We start from the raw sequence: 15,369 nt of genomic DNA on the forward strand, positions 1-15,369 counted from the left end.
GGCTTAAGCGTCCGACACGGTATCGGCATGGTATGAGCTACCGCGGCATGGGACCGGTACGAACTGAACGCCCGCCCGACTCGGCACGATGAGCGAGAAATCCGACTCCGGGTCGGTCGGCGAATCGCCGGAGTACGGTGCGGACGACTGGGAAGACCCCGTCACCGGTGCGGTCCCGAAGTCGGAGCTGCCCGACGAAATCGTCGAGGAGGTCCCACACTGGACGGACGATCCGTATTTCGACCGGGTGAGCGACCGTCTGATGTACAACTACACGCTGGAGCGGGACCACCGGCTCCGGGGCGAGCGCTGGGACCTCTACGGCGAGATGCGAGTCCTCAATCAGAAGCAGTTCTTCCACCCGGCGCTGTCCTACGGCGACCACGAGTCAGAGGAGTTCCTCTACGCTCGCCGCGTCACCCGGCCGACGGTCGGCGAACTGAAGCGACTGGTCGAACTCGGCCACGACCTGGCCGACGAGCGCGTGACAGCCAACGAGGAGCACTACCGCACCGACTTCACGTTCGTCCTCGTCGCTGACGAACTGCCCGAGGAAGTCCGGTCGTTTGTCGAGGGCCAGCGCGAGCGCACGCTGTTGAAGTACGGGTACTACGGCCATTACGAGGTCAATCTGGGCGTCGTCGTGCCGGACGAACAGACGGCCGTCGCCGGCGAAGCCGCCGACGTGGTCGAGGCCTTCGTCCTCTGGGAGGACGTGACCCAGCCCGAGGAAGGAGTGCTGTCGCGGCTCGCCAAGCGGTTCTGGAAATGACGCTCCCGACCCGGCGTGGCTTCGTCGTCGGCTGTGCGGCGACGCTGGCCGGCTGTAGCGTCCTGCCGGAGGAGCGCGAGCCCATCGAAGCCAGCGCGGCCGCGCCGGCAGTGCTCCCCGAGTCCAGCGGCTACTCGGTCGTTGCCGAAGATAGCCGCACCATCGAGACGACGGTGACCGTCGACTTCTCCGGCGACGTCCAGTTGACCTCGCGTCGGGACGTGATTGCGACGGTGTTCCGGCGCGTGTACGAGTCGACGGGCGGGGCGCTGTTTGGCCTCCTGACTGCCCCGGCGGTGCGGGTCGTCGACCAGCCCGAGGTCGTCCGTGACCCGCTGAGGGCGCTGGACGACGCCCGGGTGGTGTCGCTTGCGCTGGATGCCGATGTCAACGATGTTTCGGAGTGGCACGAACGCGGCTCAGAGACGCTTCTCGGGACCGAAACGACGCGGACGACAGCGACGACGACGGCCGACGGCAGCGAGCGGAAGCTCGTTCGGGTCCGGGTCCGTGCTGGCGAAGACGCGGTGACCGGGATAGCGACTGCCCCAGACGGCGATGAGGTACCGTTCGGCGCGGTCACGCGGGACGCGTAGCTGTCGCTGTCTGTGCGGGAAAACGGAAAAGCGGTCGCCGTGTCAGTCGTCGCCTGGTTCGACCGCGCCGGCGGGACCACGGTCACGGACCGTGCTGATGTTGTCGTACCCTTTCTTCACGAGGGCCAGCGCGAGGCCGATGAGGACCAGCGCCAGTACCATCTGGACGGTCGAAGAGGCGATTGCCGCAGTCCCCTCAGCACCGCCCTGAATGAGGTTCTGGTAGAGGTTGCTGTAGAACGCCAGCCAAGACAGCCCCAGAATAGTGATAGTCGTCATGATGGCCATCGGCACGCCCGTGGAGTACAGCTGCTTGTTGTCGTCCCAGTTCGCGAGCCAGACGGTCGCAGTCAGCAGCGCCAGCGCGGCCAGCAGCTGGTTCGCGCCGCCGAACAGTGCCCACAGCGTGAGCCACTCGCCGGAGATGACCATCAGGTAGGCCGGGATAGCCTGGACGAGCGGGTTCGTGTAGCGGCCGCGGCCGATCTCGCCGAGCGTCGAACGGATGCCGCCGCCGACATTGAAGCCGGAGGCCGTCTCGCCCGCTCGAAGCCCGACGATTTCTTCCATCATGTACCGGCCGAGTCGGACGGCCGTGTCTGTCGAGGTCAGCAGGAAGCTCACTAGGACGAGCGCCATGAACGGCGCGCCAAAGGTCTGGGGGATACCGAGGCTGGTGAAGATGATGCCGCCACCCGTCGCGAAGTTCGGCAGCGCAGCACCGATACCACCGGCGGGGTCGGCGAAACCGGCCACGGCGAGCGTCGACAGCGCGACGGCGGCCAGCAGCCCCTCACCGAGCATCCCACCGTATCCGATGAGGCGGGCGTCGGTCTCCTTGTTCAACTGTTTCGCCGTCGTTCCGGAGGACACCAGCGAGTGGAAGCCACTGATGGTCCCGCAGGCGATGGTGATAAACAGCAGCGGGAACAGCGGCGCGAGGCCCGCGCCCTCGACGCCCCAGAAGCCATTGAACGCGCTCATCGAGTCCGCGATGACCAGTGAGCCGCTCTCGGTGGCGGCCGTGCCGAACACCGTGCCGACAATGACGGCCAGCAGCGCGCCGCCGACGCCGGCGTACAGCAGGAACGACGACAGGTAGTCACGCGGCTGGAGCAGCACCCACACTGGGAGCGCACTCGCAATGCCCGCGTACACCATGATTATCGGCACCCACGCCGCACGGTTGGGGTTCATCGCCGTCGCAGAGGAGCCAGGAATCCACTGTCCACTGCCGAGGTTCAACACGTCCGCGAGCACGATCGTGCCTGCGGGGTAGCTCGCGTCACCGACAGCCGGAAACAGCGCAACGGGGTTCAGAATCCCCACGTACACGCCGGCGAACACGCCAGCGACGAACAGCACTGTTCCCGGGAGGAACGGTCCATTCAGTTGATACAGGTACACGCCGAACACCAGCGCCAGCGCGATGTAGACGAAGCTCGCCGTCGTCACCTGCGGGAACGCATCGAACACGATGGCGACCACCAGCGCGAACACCGCGACAACGAGGATGATAGTGAGGAAGGCGAACCACAGCAGCATGTTCTTGCCGCCTTCTCCGATGTACTCACCGATGATGTAGCCGATGGACTTCCCCTCGTGTCTGAGCGAGCCAGACAGCGAGACGAAGTCGTGGACGCTGCCCATCAATGGGTTGCCGATAGCAATCCACAGCAGGGCGGGGACCCACCCCCATACCGCGCCCGCCGTAATCGGTCCGACAATCGGTGCCCCACCCGCGATGCTGGAGTAGTGGTGACCCAGCAACACCGGTTTCTTCGACGGGACGTACTCCTGCCCGTCTTCGTACTTGTGTGCCGGTGTCTCGTTGTCGTCGTCGAGTTCGAGGAACCGCGCGAGGTACTTCGAATACCCCAGATACCCCACGCTGAACGTCAGCAGTACTGCCAGAACGATCCAGATTACCTGTGTCATGTGTGTGCATGAATGGTAACCAACATCACGCTATTAATAGTTATTATATATTTCTTATACTTCTCAAGTCCTTCAGAAGCCGCTCGGCCGCACTATATCAACCCGTAGACAAAACCTGTATCCGATTACTTATCGGTCATGCGCGGACCGTACACGAGCGGCGGCCGGTCGCTCAAACGAACGACGGTGCCTCGGCGTTCGTCTCGACATCGAGTTCGGCGGCGACATCGTCGAGCAGGTCGCCTTTCACTTCCGCTGTGCGGGTCGTGATTTCCGCGACCAGCGGCGGGTCGAGCGTCTCTCGGACCTCCTGCAGTCGCTCGTTTTCAGTCGCGACGCGGTCCCGGAGGTATCGGGCCCCGCGGCCGTTCTCGTCGGGGTCCGGTTCGGGCGTGAGTTTGTTCGCGACGAGGCCGCGAACCGAGAGGTCGCGCTCTCGCATCTCGGAGATCGCGCGCCTCGTCTCGTTGACTGAGAGCTGGTCGGGGTTGAGCACGAGGAAGAAGGCGGCGTCGGCCTGGAGCGCGCCGCCGGCGAACTCGAAGAACTCCTTGCGGTCCTGCAGGCGCGCAAGCACCGGATCGCCGTCCATCACGCGGCGGGGCTCGTTGTTGCCGATAGCGGCCTTCTCGAAGAGGTCGATGCTCTTCTCGCGTTTGTGCATCAGCCGGTCTATCCACCCTTCGAGGAACTCCGGCAGACCGAGCAGGCGGAGCGTGCTGCCGGTCGGCGAGGTGTCGAAGACCACCCGGTCGTACGGGTCGGCGTTGCGCATCACGTCGACGAAGCGGTCGAACAGCGCCGACTCGTAGGCCCCGGGCGTCTGGTGGGCCATCTCCAGTTGCTGGTTTATCTCATTGACCATCGCCGCCGACACCTGCTCGGAGAGGTCGTTGCGGATGCTGTCGAGGTGGCGCTGGCTCTCGGTCTCGGGGTCGATTTCCATCGCGTCGAGGCCGTCGACGCCCGCGACGGGGGCCGGCTCGTCGCCGAACTCCTGGTCGAACACGTCGGTGACGGAGTGGGCCGGATCCGTCGAGACGACGAGCGTGTCCAGGCCCGCCCGCGCGGACTTGACGCCGTAGGCACAGGAGACGGTGGTCTTGCCGACCCCGCCCTTGCCGCCGAAGAAGACGAACGGCTCCATCAGAAGTGGTACTGCTGGCCCTTGCGTTCGATGTACGACCCGCGGTCCCACAGCCGCCGCTCCCAGGCCTCGAAGGTGTCTTCGAGATAGGGCAGCAGTTCGGCGGTGTAGTACGACACCGGCGACGGAATGCCGAAGGCGTCGGGGAAACAGGCCAGCATGAACGCGTCCTCGATGTCCTCGGCCTCCTTCTCGATTTTCTCGTAGGCCGGGTGCGTTATCATGCCGTGGTACAGCCCGCGCGCCCACTCCCGTAACGTCCGGCGGAAGCGCTCGATTCGGTCGGCCAGTTCCATCGTGGGTGGTGTGTGCGAGAGGCACGGAGTAAAACCTGTCGCAGTTCCCCGTCGACAGCGCCCACGCGCCGGGAGCGGTCGTGTCCGGCCGCCGGAAGCGAGGCGCGATTTGAAGGGAGCCGGTCCACAACGGAGGGTATGCGCGACACCATCCCCGTCACGATTCTCTCCGGCAGCCTCGGAGCCGGGAAGACGACACTGCTGAACCACCTGCTGACAGAAGCCGGCGACCGCGACATCGCCGTCCTCGTCAACGACATGGGGACGGTCAACGTCGACGCCGAACTCATCGCCGAGGGGTCCGAACTCGACGTGGACGACGGCGTCGCCGAACTGTCGAACGGCTGTATCTGCTGTGAGCTACAGGACGACCTCGAAACGGCGGTGGTCCGGCTGGCGAACGACCGGGACTTCGACGCGCTGGTCGTCGAGTCGTCGGGCATCTCCGAGCCGGCACCCGTCGCGCGGCTGTTCACCACCGAGTCGCGAGTAGCGGCGCTCTATCGGGTCGACACGCTCGTGACGGTGCTCGACACCAGGCTGTTCCTCGACGCCTTCGCCGGCGAGACGCCGGAGCGGCGGGGGGCCGGCACAACGGACGGGGATGCAGACGAGGCCGACGCGGGCGGCGGCGACCCGGCGGCCGCCGACGGCGACCGTCCGCTCTCGGATTTGATGGTCGAGCAGGTCGAACTCTCGAACCTCGTCGTGTTGAACAAGGCGGACCTCTGTTCCGACGCGGAACTCGACGAGGCCGAAGAACTTGTGGGGGCGCTCCAGCCCGACGCCGAGACGGTCCGGACGACCTTCTCACAGGTCGACCCCGACCGGCTGTTCGACCGTGGGCTGTTCAACCCCGACAAGATTGCCGACCTGCCGGGCTGGAAGCGGGCGCTGGCCGAGGACGGGCACAGCCACGGCAACGCCACACACGAGGAGGACGGCCACGACCACCACCACCCTGAGGAGGTGTACGGCGTCACCTCCTTCACCTACCGCCGCCGCCGGCCGTTCCACCCCGAGCGGCTCGCCGAGGCGCTGCGGGACCTGCCGGCGAGCGTCGTCCGCTCGAAGGGGACCGTCTGGCTGGCGGGCACCGACTGCCGCGTCGTCGTCGGGCAGGCCGGCCCGTCGATACGGGCCGAGGCCCAGGGTCCCTGGATTGCGAGCCTCCCCGACATCGAGCGGGACATGTACCGCTCGAACCGGCCGGACCTCGACTGGCACGACGAACACGGGGACCGTCGGACGGAACTGGTGTTCATCGGGACGGACTACGACGAAGACGGCCTCCGGTCGGCGCTCGACGACGCGCTCGTCACTGACGAGGAGTGGGGTGACGGCGACCCGTCTACGGGGCCGTTCCCGGCGGAACAGGGCGAGGAGACGGTGATTCGGAGCCCCTAACAGGCACAGTCACGACCAGCCGACCGCTCGAAGCGCATCTCTTCGCCACAGTCCGGACAGACGGCCTCGCCCTCCAGTTCGACATCTCTGATGCGGACGCCGCAGTCGTCACACCAGTACGCGCCCTGTGAGCCGTCGTCGGGGCGAGACTTCGCCTCGGGCTGTGACGTGAGTGCCTCCTTGACGCTGTCGAGGATGCTCATGATCGTACATTGAGATTACAGCTACTAAACGTATCGTGGTTGTGCACAGTCGTCTCACGGACACCAATGGCCCGGCCGGACAGTGACGCTATCGATGCCTTCAGCCCCCGGGCACGTCGGCCGCCAGTTCGTCGAGCGCTCGTTCCAGTTCGTTGCCGCGCTTCCAGGCGGCGATGCGGTCGGCGAAGGGGAGCGGCAGGTTCAGCGAGACGGTCGAGCGCATCGTGAGCCGGGACCCGTTCTCTTCCGGCGTGACCGTGAGTTCTGTCTCCAGGTGGTCGAACGGGCCGACCTCGCCCTCGACGGTGTACCGGAGCCCGTCGTCCCGGGTCTCAAACCGGAGCGGCACCGACATCCCCGGGCCGGCGGCGGTGACCACCGTGCCCGTGTCGGCCTCCTCGACGGCCGACACCGTGAACGTCCCCTCGGCCGCGACAACTGCCTCCGGGGAGAGCGTGCGGTGGACAGCCGGCGGCCGCGCCATCACGAACCGAGAGCGTTCGACCTCGCGCATACCAGTTCACATGCGTACCGGGGTGGTAAATCACAGGGCCAGCGGGACGGAGACGGCGAGCAACAGGACGGCGAAGCCGACGCCGATGTAGACGAGGCGCTGAAAGCGAAGCTCCGGGGCGATCTGTACCGAGGGCGGCGGCGCAGTCCAGACCAGCCGGTGGTAGGAAACGGCGGCGACAGCGACGGTCCCAGCTGTCGAAACGGTCAGGCCGGCCCAGACGGGAAGTCCGTAGGCGAGGCCGTACAGCGGGCCGACGGAGAACAGGAGCATCACCGCCGTCGCGGTGCAGACGAGAAACGGAACCGGGTCGACCGGGTCCCCGTGACGGTTTTGAACGGGCATATTTCGTGTTCGGTCCCGAATGTGTTTAGTTGCGCGACTCGGCCGCGCCCGGTTAGGGCGAGCGGAGCGAACACACCGACCACTGCCAAAGAGCTAAGGGGCGTCCCGTCCGTGTTCGTGGGCATGAGCGACGCGAACGGGTTCGAAGAGGGCGCAAGCGGGTCACAGGGAGACCCGCGGGTACTCATCGCGATGAACGTCGTGCTCTCGACGATGTTTGCGGCCACTATCGTCTGGGGGCTGAGCGTCATCGGCGCGGCGGAGTTGACGGCCATCAACGTCGCGACCGGCGCGATACTCCTGTTCGCGCTGACGTACGCCATCACCCTCCAGTAGCGGTCTGGCGGAGCGACCGCGGCGCTCGGCTTACTCGGGGTCGTAGGGGTGGACGTCGTCCACCGCAGGCGCGCCGACGACGAGTGTCCGGGCGGGTTCGGTCGCCGATTCAGGGTTGTGCGCCCGCTGGGGGCTGTCCGGTTCAACGACGAACGCCTCGTCTTCGTCGACTTCGTAGGTCTTCTCGGGCGTCTCGACAGCCAGCGTTCCCGAGAGGACGTAGAACAGTTCTTCCTGGTCGTCGTGGTAGTGGTACGCGAGCGGGATGTCCTCGCCGGGGGCGACCTCGTAGAGGTTCACGGCCGCGTTTTCAAGGTCTGCGGCGTCGCTGAGCGAGCGCTGGGTGCTCGGCCGGTCCGGTGTCGGTTCGATGTCGTCGACCGCGAGATGGTGATAGCCCATGTCAGCCCTGTCGACGGCGACCGACGTAAAACGACTGCTGCCGAGAGGGATCAGTCCGAGGCTTCTTCGGCGTCGACCGGCTCCGTCGCGTCGGTTTCGAGGCGGACGACACGAGCTTTCATGATGCGCGTGTTCTCGACCTGTTCGACGCGGATCTCGACGCCGTCGTAGGTGATGGTCTCGCCCTCCTCGACCAGTCGACCCGCCCGGTTGAAGATGAAGCCGGCGATGGTCTCGAACTCCTCGCCTTCGGGCAGGTCCAGATCCAGCGCCTCGTTGACCTCCTCGATGTTGACCTCGCCTTTGACCGTCACGGTGTCGTCGTCAACGTACTCTATCGGCTCTTCCTCCTCGCCTTCGAGTATCTCGCCGACGATTTCTTCGGTCAGGTCCTCCATCGTCACCAGTCCCTCGGTAGTCCCGAACTCGTCGATGACGATGACCATGTGCAGGCGTTCGGCCCGCATCTCGGTCAGCAGGTCGTCGACGTTCTTCGACTCGGGGACGTGCAGCGTCGGCTCGATTAAGTCCTCCAGTTCCATGTCGCGGGCCAGCGCCTCGCCGTAGTTGAGGTCCCGAACGAGGTCGCGGATGTGGATGACGCCGATGACGTTGTCCAGACTGCCTTCGTAGACCGGGATGCGGGCGTGGCCGCTCTGGATACAGGTCTCCAGCGCTTCCTCGACGGAGGCCTCCTTGGCGACAGCGGTCATGTCCAGCCGCGGGGTCATCACCTCCTTGGCGATGGTGTCGTTGAATCGGAGGGTGCGCTGAAGCATCTCACGTTCGTCCTCGTCGAGGACGCCTTCGCGCTCACCCGTCTCGATGATGTCCTGTATCTCCTCGCGGGTGACGTAGGAGGTCTCGATGGCGGAGCGCCCCCCGGTGATTTTGTTGACGACGCGCGTGAGGTAGTCGAACAGCAGGATGAGCGGGAGCAGCACCTTCTCGGCAGCCTTGAGCGGCTTGGAGATGCGCAGCGCCCACGACTCAGTGTTCTCGACGGCGTAGCTCTTCGGCGCGCTCTCACCGAACAGGAGCACGATGGCGGTAATACCGAACGTCGCGATGGCGACGGCTTGCCCCTGAGAGAGATAGAGTGCAAGCAGCCCGGTCGCGATGGAGGACATCGCAATGTTGACGAGGTTGTTCCCGACGAGAATCGTCACGAGCAGGCGGTGCGGGTCCGCCTTGAGTTGCTTGAGCGTCCTCGCGCCCGGGACGCCGTCCTCAACGAGAGCCTCTGTCCGGTGTGCGGGCAGCGAGAACATAGCGATCTCCGAGGACGAGAAGAACGCCGACAGGACGATGAGGAAGACGATAACGGCGGTGCCACCGACCAGCACCACGGTTTGGGGTATCGTGACGCCGGCGTATTCGATAGCCTGCAACATCGCTGTAGGCAGCTCAAACGGCGCAGGTGGATCCAGGGCCATCAACGGTCGAAGTTGTAATGGGCAGGGATTAAGGCTTGTCATGAAGGGGTCGCCAGCGAAGCCCTTACCCGGCTTTCACGCGTACCGTCCCACAGAGTATGAGCGAGTCCGACATCACACTGTACCGGTTGCAGGCGTGTCCGTTCTGTGAGCGCGTCGTCCGGAAGCTGCACGAATACGGTCTCGACTACCAGTCGCGGTTCGTCGAGCCGATGCACTCCGACCGCGACGTAGTCAAGCGGCTGTCCGGCAAGCGGACCGTGCCCGCTATCGTCGACGAGAACACCGGGGTTACGATGTCCGAGAGCGCGAACATCGTCGCGTATCTGGAGCGGACCTACGGCGAGGGCGATGAGACCGCAGGGGGTGTAGCCTGATGGACCTCGACTTCGATGTCGTCGACCTCGACCCGGTCGACCACCCCGAAGAAGGCGACACTGCGCCGGATTTCACGCGCCCGCTGGTCAACGACGAGTTCTGGGAGGACGAGTCGCTCGCGTCTGTGTGTGCCGACAGCGACCGGGTCGTGCTCGTGTTCCACGCGATGGACGGGGCGTTCCCGGCGACGTACATCTGGAACGAGATCCGCGACCGCGCGTGGCACGAGCAGGCCACCGTCGTCGGCGTCTCCATCTCGACGCCCTACGAGCACAAGCAGTTGCTCGAAGAGCGGGAAATAGAGGGGGACTACCGGCTGTTCTCGGACCCGGCCAACGGCGTCGCACAGCAGTACGGTATCGACATGGACCTCGACGGGATGGCCGGTATCGAGGAGCCGCGCCCGTCCGTGTTCGTCCTCGATAGCGACCGGACCGTCGAGTACGCGTGGGTGGCCGAGAGCTGGCCCGACTTCCCGGACTACGACGACGTCGAAGCGCAGCTCTGACGATGACGACAGTCGACGACGCCGCGGCAGCGGTTCGCGACGGAGAGCTTGTCATCTATCCCACAGAGACAGTGTACGGTCTCGGCGCAGACGCCCTCGATGCTGCTGCTGTCGAGCGGGTGTTCGAGGCGAAGGGACGGGAGCGCGACAAGCCAGTGTCGATGGCCGTCCCCGACATCGAGTCCGCACGCGAGTACACCGACCTGAGTGAGCGTGAACTGGCGTTCATGCGCGAGTTCCTTCCCGGCCCGGTCACCGTCGTCGTCAAGCGCCGCGACGCAGTGCCGGACGTGCTGGTCGCCGGCCGGGACCGCGTCGGGGTCCGCATCCCCGACCACGACCTCGCGCTCGAACTCCTCGCCGAAACCGGGCCGCTCACGGCAACGAGCGCTAACATCTCCGGGAACCCGAGCGCCCGCACCGTCGGCGACCTCGACGCTATCCGCGAGCGTGCCGCCGTCGTACTCGACGCCGGCGAGACCGACGGCGGGACCGGGTCAACGGTCGTAAACGTCGCCAGCAGGACGATTCATCGCCGCGGCGCACGCGCCGACGCTGTCGAGTCGTGGCTCGATGACCGAGACTGAGACGGGGGACTGTCCGCGCGGTTGCCCTCCTTAGCGTAGCATCGACCGCAGGGACCGCGTCTTCACCCCGCAGTCGTCGCTGAACTCACAGGGCTCGCATTTGGCGTCGTTTCGCACCCGCCCCGGCGGGCCGTCGATGCTGTCGGCAGTTCTGATTGCCCGGCGATAGACCCCGGCCCGCCGCGCGTTCACCTCGATTCGTCGAATCACGCCGTGCGCCGGATACTCCGCGTAGGCGGTGTCGATGTCACGCTCGCGCTCCCAGGCGAGCGCCTTCGCGGCGGCGACAAGCCGCACGGTCTGGGGCTCCCAGACACCGTCTTCGGGCGGCCGACCGGCGAACACGAGCGACGGCGCGGGACCGTCCTGTCCGGCGATGACCTTATGTGCGATCCCGCGGGCGTCCTTCCCTTCGAGATAGGCCTCGGTCGCTGTCGGGGCGACCAGCGCGTCCCAGTCAGCAAGCCGCTCTCGAAGCGCTCTGAGCCGGTCGCGATACTCGTCCGGTCCCACTTCGATGGGGGCCGCCAGCAGGGAGGCATCGTCAGTTAGCAGTCGCTCGTACTCCCGGGCGAGCCGGCGAATCGACTCGATTTTGTCGGGAATCTCGCTCGCTCCGTCGCGGCGGCGGTAATAGAGCTTCCGTGGGCAGTAGGCGGCCGTTTCCAGTTCCCTGAACGTGTGCGTCGGCATGGAGGTGCGTGGTCGTGCGTTCACACAAGAAGGTTCGGCGCACTGCTGGCCGGTGAAACAGCAGCACAGTGAGGCAGCCTACCGCAACGGGAGACACCTACAGAAGATTTCAGGGAGTCACATCGACACGTCAGCGCCGGAATCAAGTGAGTCGATATCCTCGGTGGCCTCGTCAAGGCCGTCCTCGCGGAGGGCGGCGGCGTGCTGTGTCGACAGCCCGGCGTCGGTCAGCACGTCCTCGAACTCACTCTGGAATCGGTGGGAGACACGGCGGGCAGCATCCTGTGCGGCAACGACGCGCCGATAGTGGGCGGCCCGGGACTCGTCGATATCGAACTCGGTCGCGAGTTCGGCGACCGAAGGGTCGTCGTTGGCGACGCGACGGCGGAACGCAGGCAGGTCAAACGGTGCCTCTGTGTCCTCCTCGCGGAGGAGATGCAGGTCCAGTCGGCCCTCGACAACGTCGGGCTCGTCCGCGTCGATCTCGGCCGCGATAGTCGCGTCGTCGCTCCCCTCGTAGAACAGTCGGACCACTGTCACTAGCTCCTCGTCAACGAGTTCGGTTCGGAACTCGTACCGCTCGCGCATCCGCGCGATGATGTCACCGAGTCGGTCCGCGACACCGGCCTCGTCAGTGTCGGCCAAGGACCCTCTCGACGCCTCTTGGGACTCCGTCACAGCCCCCTCATCGGAGACGTCCATGAAGATGTCACGAAGTTCTTCAGTCTTCTCGTCCATCGAACATGATACTACCTCTCGGGAGTCATATATCTGTCGGACGGGCAACGTAACGCGGTGAACTTTCAACAGTTTCCAAATTCTCGCAGGACTGCGACGGGGCGTGGCAAGATTTAAGCGGACACGAAGCACGTGTTAGCGTATGTCATCTATACTCCAGACGACCACGCGCCCGACGTTCTGGCGTATCGGCGACGTGGGGAAGGCGCTGTTCTACTATCTGGCAGCGCTCGCCATCATCGTCTTTCTGTACGGTGTGTACAATCGCGTCACCCGCTATGCGCAGGGCAGCGAGGACCCCTTCGAGCGACTGGACGACTTGCCCCAGCGGACGGTTGCAGCGGCGCAGTTAGCGCTGTCAAATCGGAAGCAACTGGACCGCGACACCGTCGCTGGCGTGATGCACGCGTTCATCGTCTGGGGCTTTCTGACGCTACTCATCGGGACGACGATTCTGGGTATCGACATGGACCTCTACCGGCCGCTGACCGGCGAGTCCTTCTTTGTCGGCCAGTTCTATCTCTCTTACTCGTTCGTCATGGATGCGATGGGGCTACTGTTCGTCGTCGGCGTCGGTGTCGCGCTGTGGCGACGCTACGGCCGCAAACTCGACCGCCTCCACGACCGCCACACCTCCCGCGAGGACGACCTGTTTCTGGGCGCGCTGTTCGTGCTGGGCGTCGGCGGCTACCTCACTGAAGGCGTCCGGATTCTCGGGACCTCGACAGTCCGTGACGTCTCCTTCGAGACGGTGAGCTTCGTTGGCTGGTCGGTCAAGGAAGTGCTCGTCATGGCCGGGATGACGCCGGAGCTGGCAGCGGGCGCATACCCCTTTGTCTGGTGGAGCCACTCGCTGGTCGCGCTGTGGTTCGTCGCCTGGATCCCCTACGCGAAGCCGTTCCACATGCTCTCGTCGTTTGCCAACCTTGTCGCGCGAGACGAAAAGGCCGGGGTGCGACTTCCGGGCGTGCCGAGCGACGCGAGTCCGGACGAAATCGGCCCCAGCGACATCGACGACTTCTCCTGGAAACAGCTGCTCGACCACGACGCCTGCACCAAGTGTGGCCGGTGTTCGTCCGTCTGCCCGGCAAAGGCTTCTGGGCGGCCGCTTGACCCGCGGAATGTCATCCTCGACCTGAAACGCTACCGCGAGGAGCGCGACGCCGGTGGTGAGGACGTGCCCATCATCGCCGACGGCGGGACTTCAGTCATCGATGCTCACACGATGGAGTCCTGCATGTCCTGTATGGCCTGCATGGACGCCTGCCCGGTCGACATCGAGCACGTCACCCAGTTCACCGAGATGAACCGCCGGCTGACCGAGGCCGGCGAGATGGACGAACACGTCCAGGACGCGATGATGAACGTGTTCCAGCACGGTAACACCTTCGGCGACCCCGAGCGCGCCCGGCCGGACTGGACCGAGGAGCTCGACTTCGAGGTGCCCGACGCCCGCGACGAACCGGTGGAATACCTCTGGTACGTCGGTGACTACCCCAGCTACGACGAGCGCAACCAGAAGATAGCACGCGCGCTGGCTCGCGTCTTCGAGGCCGCCGACGTGGACTACGGCATCCTCTACGAGGCCGAGCAGACCGACGGCAACGACGTTCGCCGCGTCGGCGAGGAAGGCCTCTACGAGATGCTCGTCGAGGACAACGCCGAGGCGATTCTGGACTGTGAGTTCGAGTCTATCGTCACGACGGACCCCCACGCCTACAACACGTTCATGAACGAGTACCCCGAGTTCGAGGCCTGTGAGTGGGGCGAAGACGACGTGTTCCACTACACGCAGGTCGTCGCCGACCTCGCCAGCGCCGGCGCGCTTGGCCTCTCCGGGACCGAGCTGGACTACACCGTCACGTACCACGACCCCTGTCACCTCGGACGGTACAACGGCGAGTTCGAGGCCCCGCGGGACCTCGTCCGGGCGACCGGGGCCGACCTCCACGAGATGCCCCGCAACAGGGACGACTCCTTCTGCTGTGGCGGTGGCGGCGGCGGCCTCTGGATGGACCTCGAAGAAGAGAGCAAACCCAGCGAAGAACGCCTGCGCGAGGCCCTCGAAGACACCGAGGCGGGCGCGGCCGTCGAGAAGTTCGTCGTCGCCTGCCCGATGTGCATGACGATGTACGAAGACGGGCGCAAAACCGGCGGCTACGAGGACGACATCGAAATCGTCGGTGTGACAGAACTCCTTGCCGAAGCGGTCGATACGGCGGTCTAAGCCAGCGACAGAGGCGGGTGACACTGACGGCTACAGCCGCTCACAGACCTGCTTCCCGCTCACGACCTCAGGGATGATCACCTCGTCCGCTCCGACGCGGCGGGCCACGGTCTCGTCCTGCTGGTCGCCGGCCCGGACGATGAGCCGGACAGTAGGCGCGAGCTGGCTGGCAAGCACCGCGATCTGAATATTTGCGTTCGTGTCATCGATTGCACCGATGACGGTGTCGGCTCGCTTGACGCCCGCATCTGTCAGTGCGTCCTCGCGGCTCGCGTCAGCCTCCAGCGCGAGATGGCCGTCATCAAGCGCCTGCTCGTACTGTTCTGCCTCCTGTTCGATGACGACCACTCGGGTGTCCGTATCGCCGATCTGCTCCGCGACGGTCCGTCCGAACGTCCCGTACCCACAGACGACGACGTGGCCGTTCAGGTCCTTGATTCGCTGTGCGATTTGCATACGTGTGAGTTCCGTCTGAATCTGGCCGCCGAAGGCCGCCGACAGCGCTGTCTCACCAGTCCACAGCCCGGCGACGACGAGCCCAGTCAGTACGACGATGGCATAGCCTTTGACCAGCCTCGCAGGCCCGTCGTGGCTCTGAAAGTGGAGTTCGATGCTCGTGGGGTCGAGGAGCCAGAACAGTGCGTTGACGACGCCGACCCCGCCGAACGTGACGAAACCGACCACGCCGGCGACGACAAGCCCGACGAACGCGAGAACTGGTTTCGAGAGTTGCCGGAGCAACGACCGGTCCGTGTCTGTACTGCTGTCGCTGAGTTCCATTGCTGTAGCTATCGAAGGGAGCGACACAGCGCCGCCACAACCGGCGCTGGCGTAGTTCGCCGCTGA

The 15,369-nt window shown here is 65.3% G+C and carries 19 protein-coding genes; 8 read left to right on the top strand and 11 right to left on the bottom strand.

Annotation, left to right across the window (positions count from 1 at the left end):
• Nucleotides 1–88 precede the first annotated feature (88 nt).
• Nucleotides 89–772: a hypothetical protein gene (locus DVK00_RS06000; RefSeq protein WP_121577427.1), complete on the top strand. Its 684-nt coding sequence runs from the start codon at nt 89–91 to the stop codon at nt 770–772.
• Entirely contained in the window at nt 769–1,368 is a 600-nt protein-coding gene (locus DVK00_RS06005) for a DUF6517 family protein (protein ID WP_101351296.1), read from the top strand. Before DVK00_RS06000 ends, DVK00_RS06005 begins: the two co-directional genes overlap by 4 nt.
• A gap of 42 nt (nt 1,369–1,410) precedes the next feature.
• Here DVK00_RS06005 and DVK00_RS06010 read toward each other — a convergent pair whose 3' ends face one another.
• The 3 genes from DVK00_RS06010 to DVK00_RS06020 form a co-directional block, all read right to left on the bottom strand.
• Entirely contained in the window at nt 1,411–3,306 is a 1,896-nt protein-coding gene (locus DVK00_RS06010) for a carbon starvation protein A (protein WP_101351297.1), read from the bottom strand.
• A gap of 172 nt (nt 3,307–3,478) precedes the next feature.
• Nucleotides 3,479–4,453, bottom strand: a complete 975-nt coding sequence (locus DVK00_RS06015; protein ID WP_101351298.1) for a TRC40/GET3/ArsA family transport-energizing ATPase — start codon at nt 4,451–4,453, stop codon at nt 3,479–3,481.
• Complete coding sequence (locus DVK00_RS06020; protein WP_004959670.1) at nt 4,453–4,749, bottom strand: hypothetical protein; 297 nt, start codon at nt 4,747–4,749, stop codon at nt 4,453–4,455. Before DVK00_RS06020 ends, DVK00_RS06015 begins: the two co-directional genes overlap by 1 nt.
• A gap of 138 nt (nt 4,750–4,887) precedes the next feature.
• On the opposite strand from DVK00_RS06020, the gene DVK00_RS06025 reads away from it, so the two are divergent.
• Nucleotides 4,888–6,156 carry a GTP-binding protein gene (locus DVK00_RS06025; RefSeq protein WP_101351299.1) on the top strand — a complete coding sequence of 423 codons (1,269 nt, stop codon included), beginning with the start codon at nt 4,888–4,890 and terminating at the stop codon, nt 6,154–6,156.
• On the opposite strand, the gene DVK00_RS06030 is transcribed toward DVK00_RS06025, so the two are convergent.
• From DVK00_RS06030 to DVK00_RS06040, 3 genes are all read right to left on the bottom strand, one after another.
• A complete protein-coding gene (locus tag DVK00_RS06030) occupies nt 6,153–6,359 on the bottom strand; it encodes a hypothetical protein (RefSeq protein ID WP_101351300.1) in 207 nt (68 codons plus the stop codon). The two genes, DVK00_RS06025 and DVK00_RS06030, sit on opposite strands and share 4 nt — an antisense overlap.
• Before the next feature lie 100 nt (nt 6,360–6,459).
• On the bottom strand, nt 6,460–6,873 hold the full coding sequence (locus DVK00_RS06035) for an SRPBCC family protein (RefSeq protein ID WP_121511902.1): 414 nt from the start codon (nt 6,871–6,873) through the stop codon (nt 6,460–6,462).
• A gap of 30 nt (nt 6,874–6,903) precedes the next feature.
• Complete coding sequence (locus DVK00_RS06040) at nt 6,904–7,218, bottom strand: hypothetical protein (RefSeq protein ID WP_121577428.1); 315 nt, start codon at nt 7,216–7,218, stop codon at nt 6,904–6,906.
• A 123-nt stretch (nt 7,219–7,341) separates the two neighbouring features.
• On the opposite strand from DVK00_RS06040, the gene DVK00_RS06045 reads away from it, so the two are divergent.
• On the top strand, nt 7,342–7,554 hold the full coding sequence (locus tag DVK00_RS06045) for a hypothetical protein (RefSeq protein WP_121511904.1): 213 nt from the start codon (nt 7,342–7,344) through the stop codon (nt 7,552–7,554).
• A 30-nt stretch (nt 7,555–7,584) separates the two neighbouring features.
• Here DVK00_RS06045 and DVK00_RS06050 read toward each other — a convergent pair whose 3' ends face one another.
• Nucleotides 7,585–7,956, bottom strand: coding sequence for a cupin domain-containing protein (locus DVK00_RS06050; protein WP_121577429.1), 372 nt, complete (start codon nt 7,954–7,956; stop codon nt 7,585–7,587).
• Between the two features lie 50 nt (nt 7,957–8,006).
• Nucleotides 8,007–9,392: a hemolysin family protein gene (locus tag DVK00_RS06055; protein ID WP_101351305.1), complete on the bottom strand. Its 1,386-nt coding sequence runs from the start codon at nt 9,390–9,392 to the stop codon at nt 8,007–8,009.
• 98 nt (nt 9,393–9,490) lie between these two features.
• On the opposite strand from DVK00_RS06055, the gene DVK00_RS06060 reads away from it, so the two are divergent.
• Genes DVK00_RS06060 through DVK00_RS06070 form a run of 3 tightly spaced genes read left to right on the top strand, consistent with a single transcriptional unit; the run spans nt 9,491 to nt 10,865 of the window.
• Nucleotides 9,491–9,769 carry a glutathione S-transferase N-terminal domain-containing protein gene (locus DVK00_RS06060; RefSeq protein WP_101351306.1) on the top strand — a complete coding sequence of 93 codons (279 nt, stop codon included), beginning with the start codon at nt 9,491–9,493 and terminating at the stop codon, nt 9,767–9,769.
• Nucleotides 9,769–10,278, top strand: a complete 510-nt coding sequence (locus tag DVK00_RS06065; RefSeq protein WP_101351307.1) for a redoxin domain-containing protein — start codon at nt 9,769–9,771, stop codon at nt 10,276–10,278. Before DVK00_RS06060 ends, DVK00_RS06065 begins: the two co-directional genes overlap by 1 nt.
• Before the next feature lie 2 nt (nt 10,279–10,280).
• A complete protein-coding gene (locus DVK00_RS06070) occupies nt 10,281–10,865 on the top strand; it encodes an L-threonylcarbamoyladenylate synthase (protein ID WP_121535828.1) in 585 nt (194 codons plus the stop codon).
• Between the two features lie 30 nt (nt 10,866–10,895).
• On the opposite strand, the gene DVK00_RS06075 is transcribed toward DVK00_RS06070, so the two are convergent.
• Both DVK00_RS06075 and DVK00_RS06080 read right to left on the bottom strand, forming a co-directional pair.
• On the bottom strand, nt 10,896–11,558 hold the full coding sequence (locus DVK00_RS06075; protein WP_121535831.1) for a hypothetical protein: 663 nt from the start codon (nt 11,556–11,558) through the stop codon (nt 10,896–10,898).
• Nucleotides 11,559–11,675: 117 nt separating this feature from the next.
• Complete coding sequence (locus DVK00_RS06080; RefSeq protein ID WP_101351310.1) at nt 11,676–12,296, bottom strand: conditioned medium-induced protein 4; 621 nt, start codon at nt 12,294–12,296, stop codon at nt 11,676–11,678.
• Between the two features lie 142 nt (nt 12,297–12,438).
• Here DVK00_RS06080 and DVK00_RS06085 point away from each other — a divergent pair, with 142 nt between their 5' ends.
• Nucleotides 12,439–14,523: a (Fe-S)-binding protein gene (locus DVK00_RS06085; RefSeq protein ID WP_121577430.1), complete on the top strand. Its 2,085-nt coding sequence runs from the start codon at nt 12,439–12,441 to the stop codon at nt 14,521–14,523.
• A 30-nt stretch (nt 14,524–14,553) separates the two neighbouring features.
• On the opposite strand, the gene DVK00_RS06090 is transcribed toward DVK00_RS06085, so the two are convergent.
• Nucleotides 14,554–15,303, bottom strand: a complete 750-nt coding sequence (locus DVK00_RS06090; protein ID WP_101351312.1) for a TrkA family potassium uptake protein — start codon at nt 15,301–15,303, stop codon at nt 14,554–14,556.
• Nucleotides 15,304–15,369 lie beyond the last annotated feature (66 nt).

The sequence above is a fragment of the Haloarcula sp. Atlit-47R genome (genome assembly GCF_003665985.1).
Lineage (GTDB): Archaea > Halobacteriota > Halobacteria > Halobacteriales > Haloarculaceae > Haloarcula > Haloarcula taiwanensis.

Coding starts and splice junctions, on each gene's coding strand:
- DVK00_RS06005 (WP_101351296.1), top strand. CDS start 769: ATGACGCTCCCGACCCGGCGTGGCTTCGTCGTCGGCTGTGCGGCGACG.
- DVK00_RS06030 (WP_101351300.1), bottom strand. CDS start 6,359: ATGAGCATCCTCGACAGCGTCAAGGAGGCACTCACGTCACAGCCCGAG.
- DVK00_RS06015 (WP_101351298.1), bottom strand. CDS start 4,453: ATGGAGCCGTTCGTCTTCTTCGGCGGCAAGGGCGGGGTCGGCAAGACC.
- DVK00_RS06020 (WP_004959670.1), bottom strand. CDS start 4,749: ATGGAACTGGCCGACCGAATCGAGCGCTTCCGCCGGACGTTACGGGAG.
- DVK00_RS06035 (WP_121511902.1), bottom strand. CDS start 6,873: ATGCGCGAGGTCGAACGCTCTCGGTTCGTGATGGCGCGGCCGCCGGCT.
- DVK00_RS06000 (WP_121577427.1), top strand. CDS start 89: ATGAGCGAGAAATCCGACTCCGGGTCGGTCGGCGAATCGCCGGAGTAC.
- DVK00_RS06060 (WP_101351306.1), top strand. CDS start 9,491: ATGAGCGAGTCCGACATCACACTGTACCGGTTGCAGGCGTGTCCGTTC.
- DVK00_RS06055 (WP_101351305.1), bottom strand. CDS start 9,392: ATGGCCCTGGATCCACCTGCGCCGTTTGAGCTGCCTACAGCGATGTTG.
- DVK00_RS06085 (WP_121577430.1), top strand. CDS start 12,439: ATGTCATCTATACTCCAGACGACCACGCGCCCGACGTTCTGGCGTATC.
- DVK00_RS06070 (WP_121535828.1), top strand. CDS start 10,281: ATGACGACAGTCGACGACGCCGCGGCAGCGGTTCGCGACGGAGAGCTT.
- DVK00_RS06050 (WP_121577429.1), bottom strand. CDS start 7,956: ATGGGCTATCACCATCTCGCGGTCGACGACATCGAACCGACACCGGAC.
- DVK00_RS06075 (WP_121535831.1), bottom strand. CDS start 11,558: ATGCCGACGCACACGTTCAGGGAACTGGAAACGGCCGCCTACTGCCCA.
- DVK00_RS06045 (WP_121511904.1), top strand. CDS start 7,342: ATGAGCGACGCGAACGGGTTCGAAGAGGGCGCAAGCGGGTCACAGGGA.
- DVK00_RS06025 (WP_101351299.1), top strand. CDS start 4,888: ATGCGCGACACCATCCCCGTCACGATTCTCTCCGGCAGCCTCGGAGCC.
- DVK00_RS06090 (WP_101351312.1), bottom strand. CDS start 15,303: ATGGAACTCAGCGACAGCAGTACAGACACGGACCGGTCGTTGCTCCGG.
- DVK00_RS06010 (WP_101351297.1), bottom strand. CDS start 3,306: ATGACACAGGTAATCTGGATCGTTCTGGCAGTACTGCTGACGTTCAGC.
- DVK00_RS06065 (WP_101351307.1), top strand. CDS start 9,769: ATGGACCTCGACTTCGATGTCGTCGACCTCGACCCGGTCGACCACCCC.
- DVK00_RS06080 (WP_101351310.1), bottom strand. CDS start 12,296: ATGGACGAGAAGACTGAAGAACTTCGTGACATCTTCATGGACGTCTCC.
- DVK00_RS06040 (WP_121577428.1), bottom strand. CDS start 7,218: ATGCCCGTTCAAAACCGTCACGGGGACCCGGTCGACCCGGTTCCGTTT.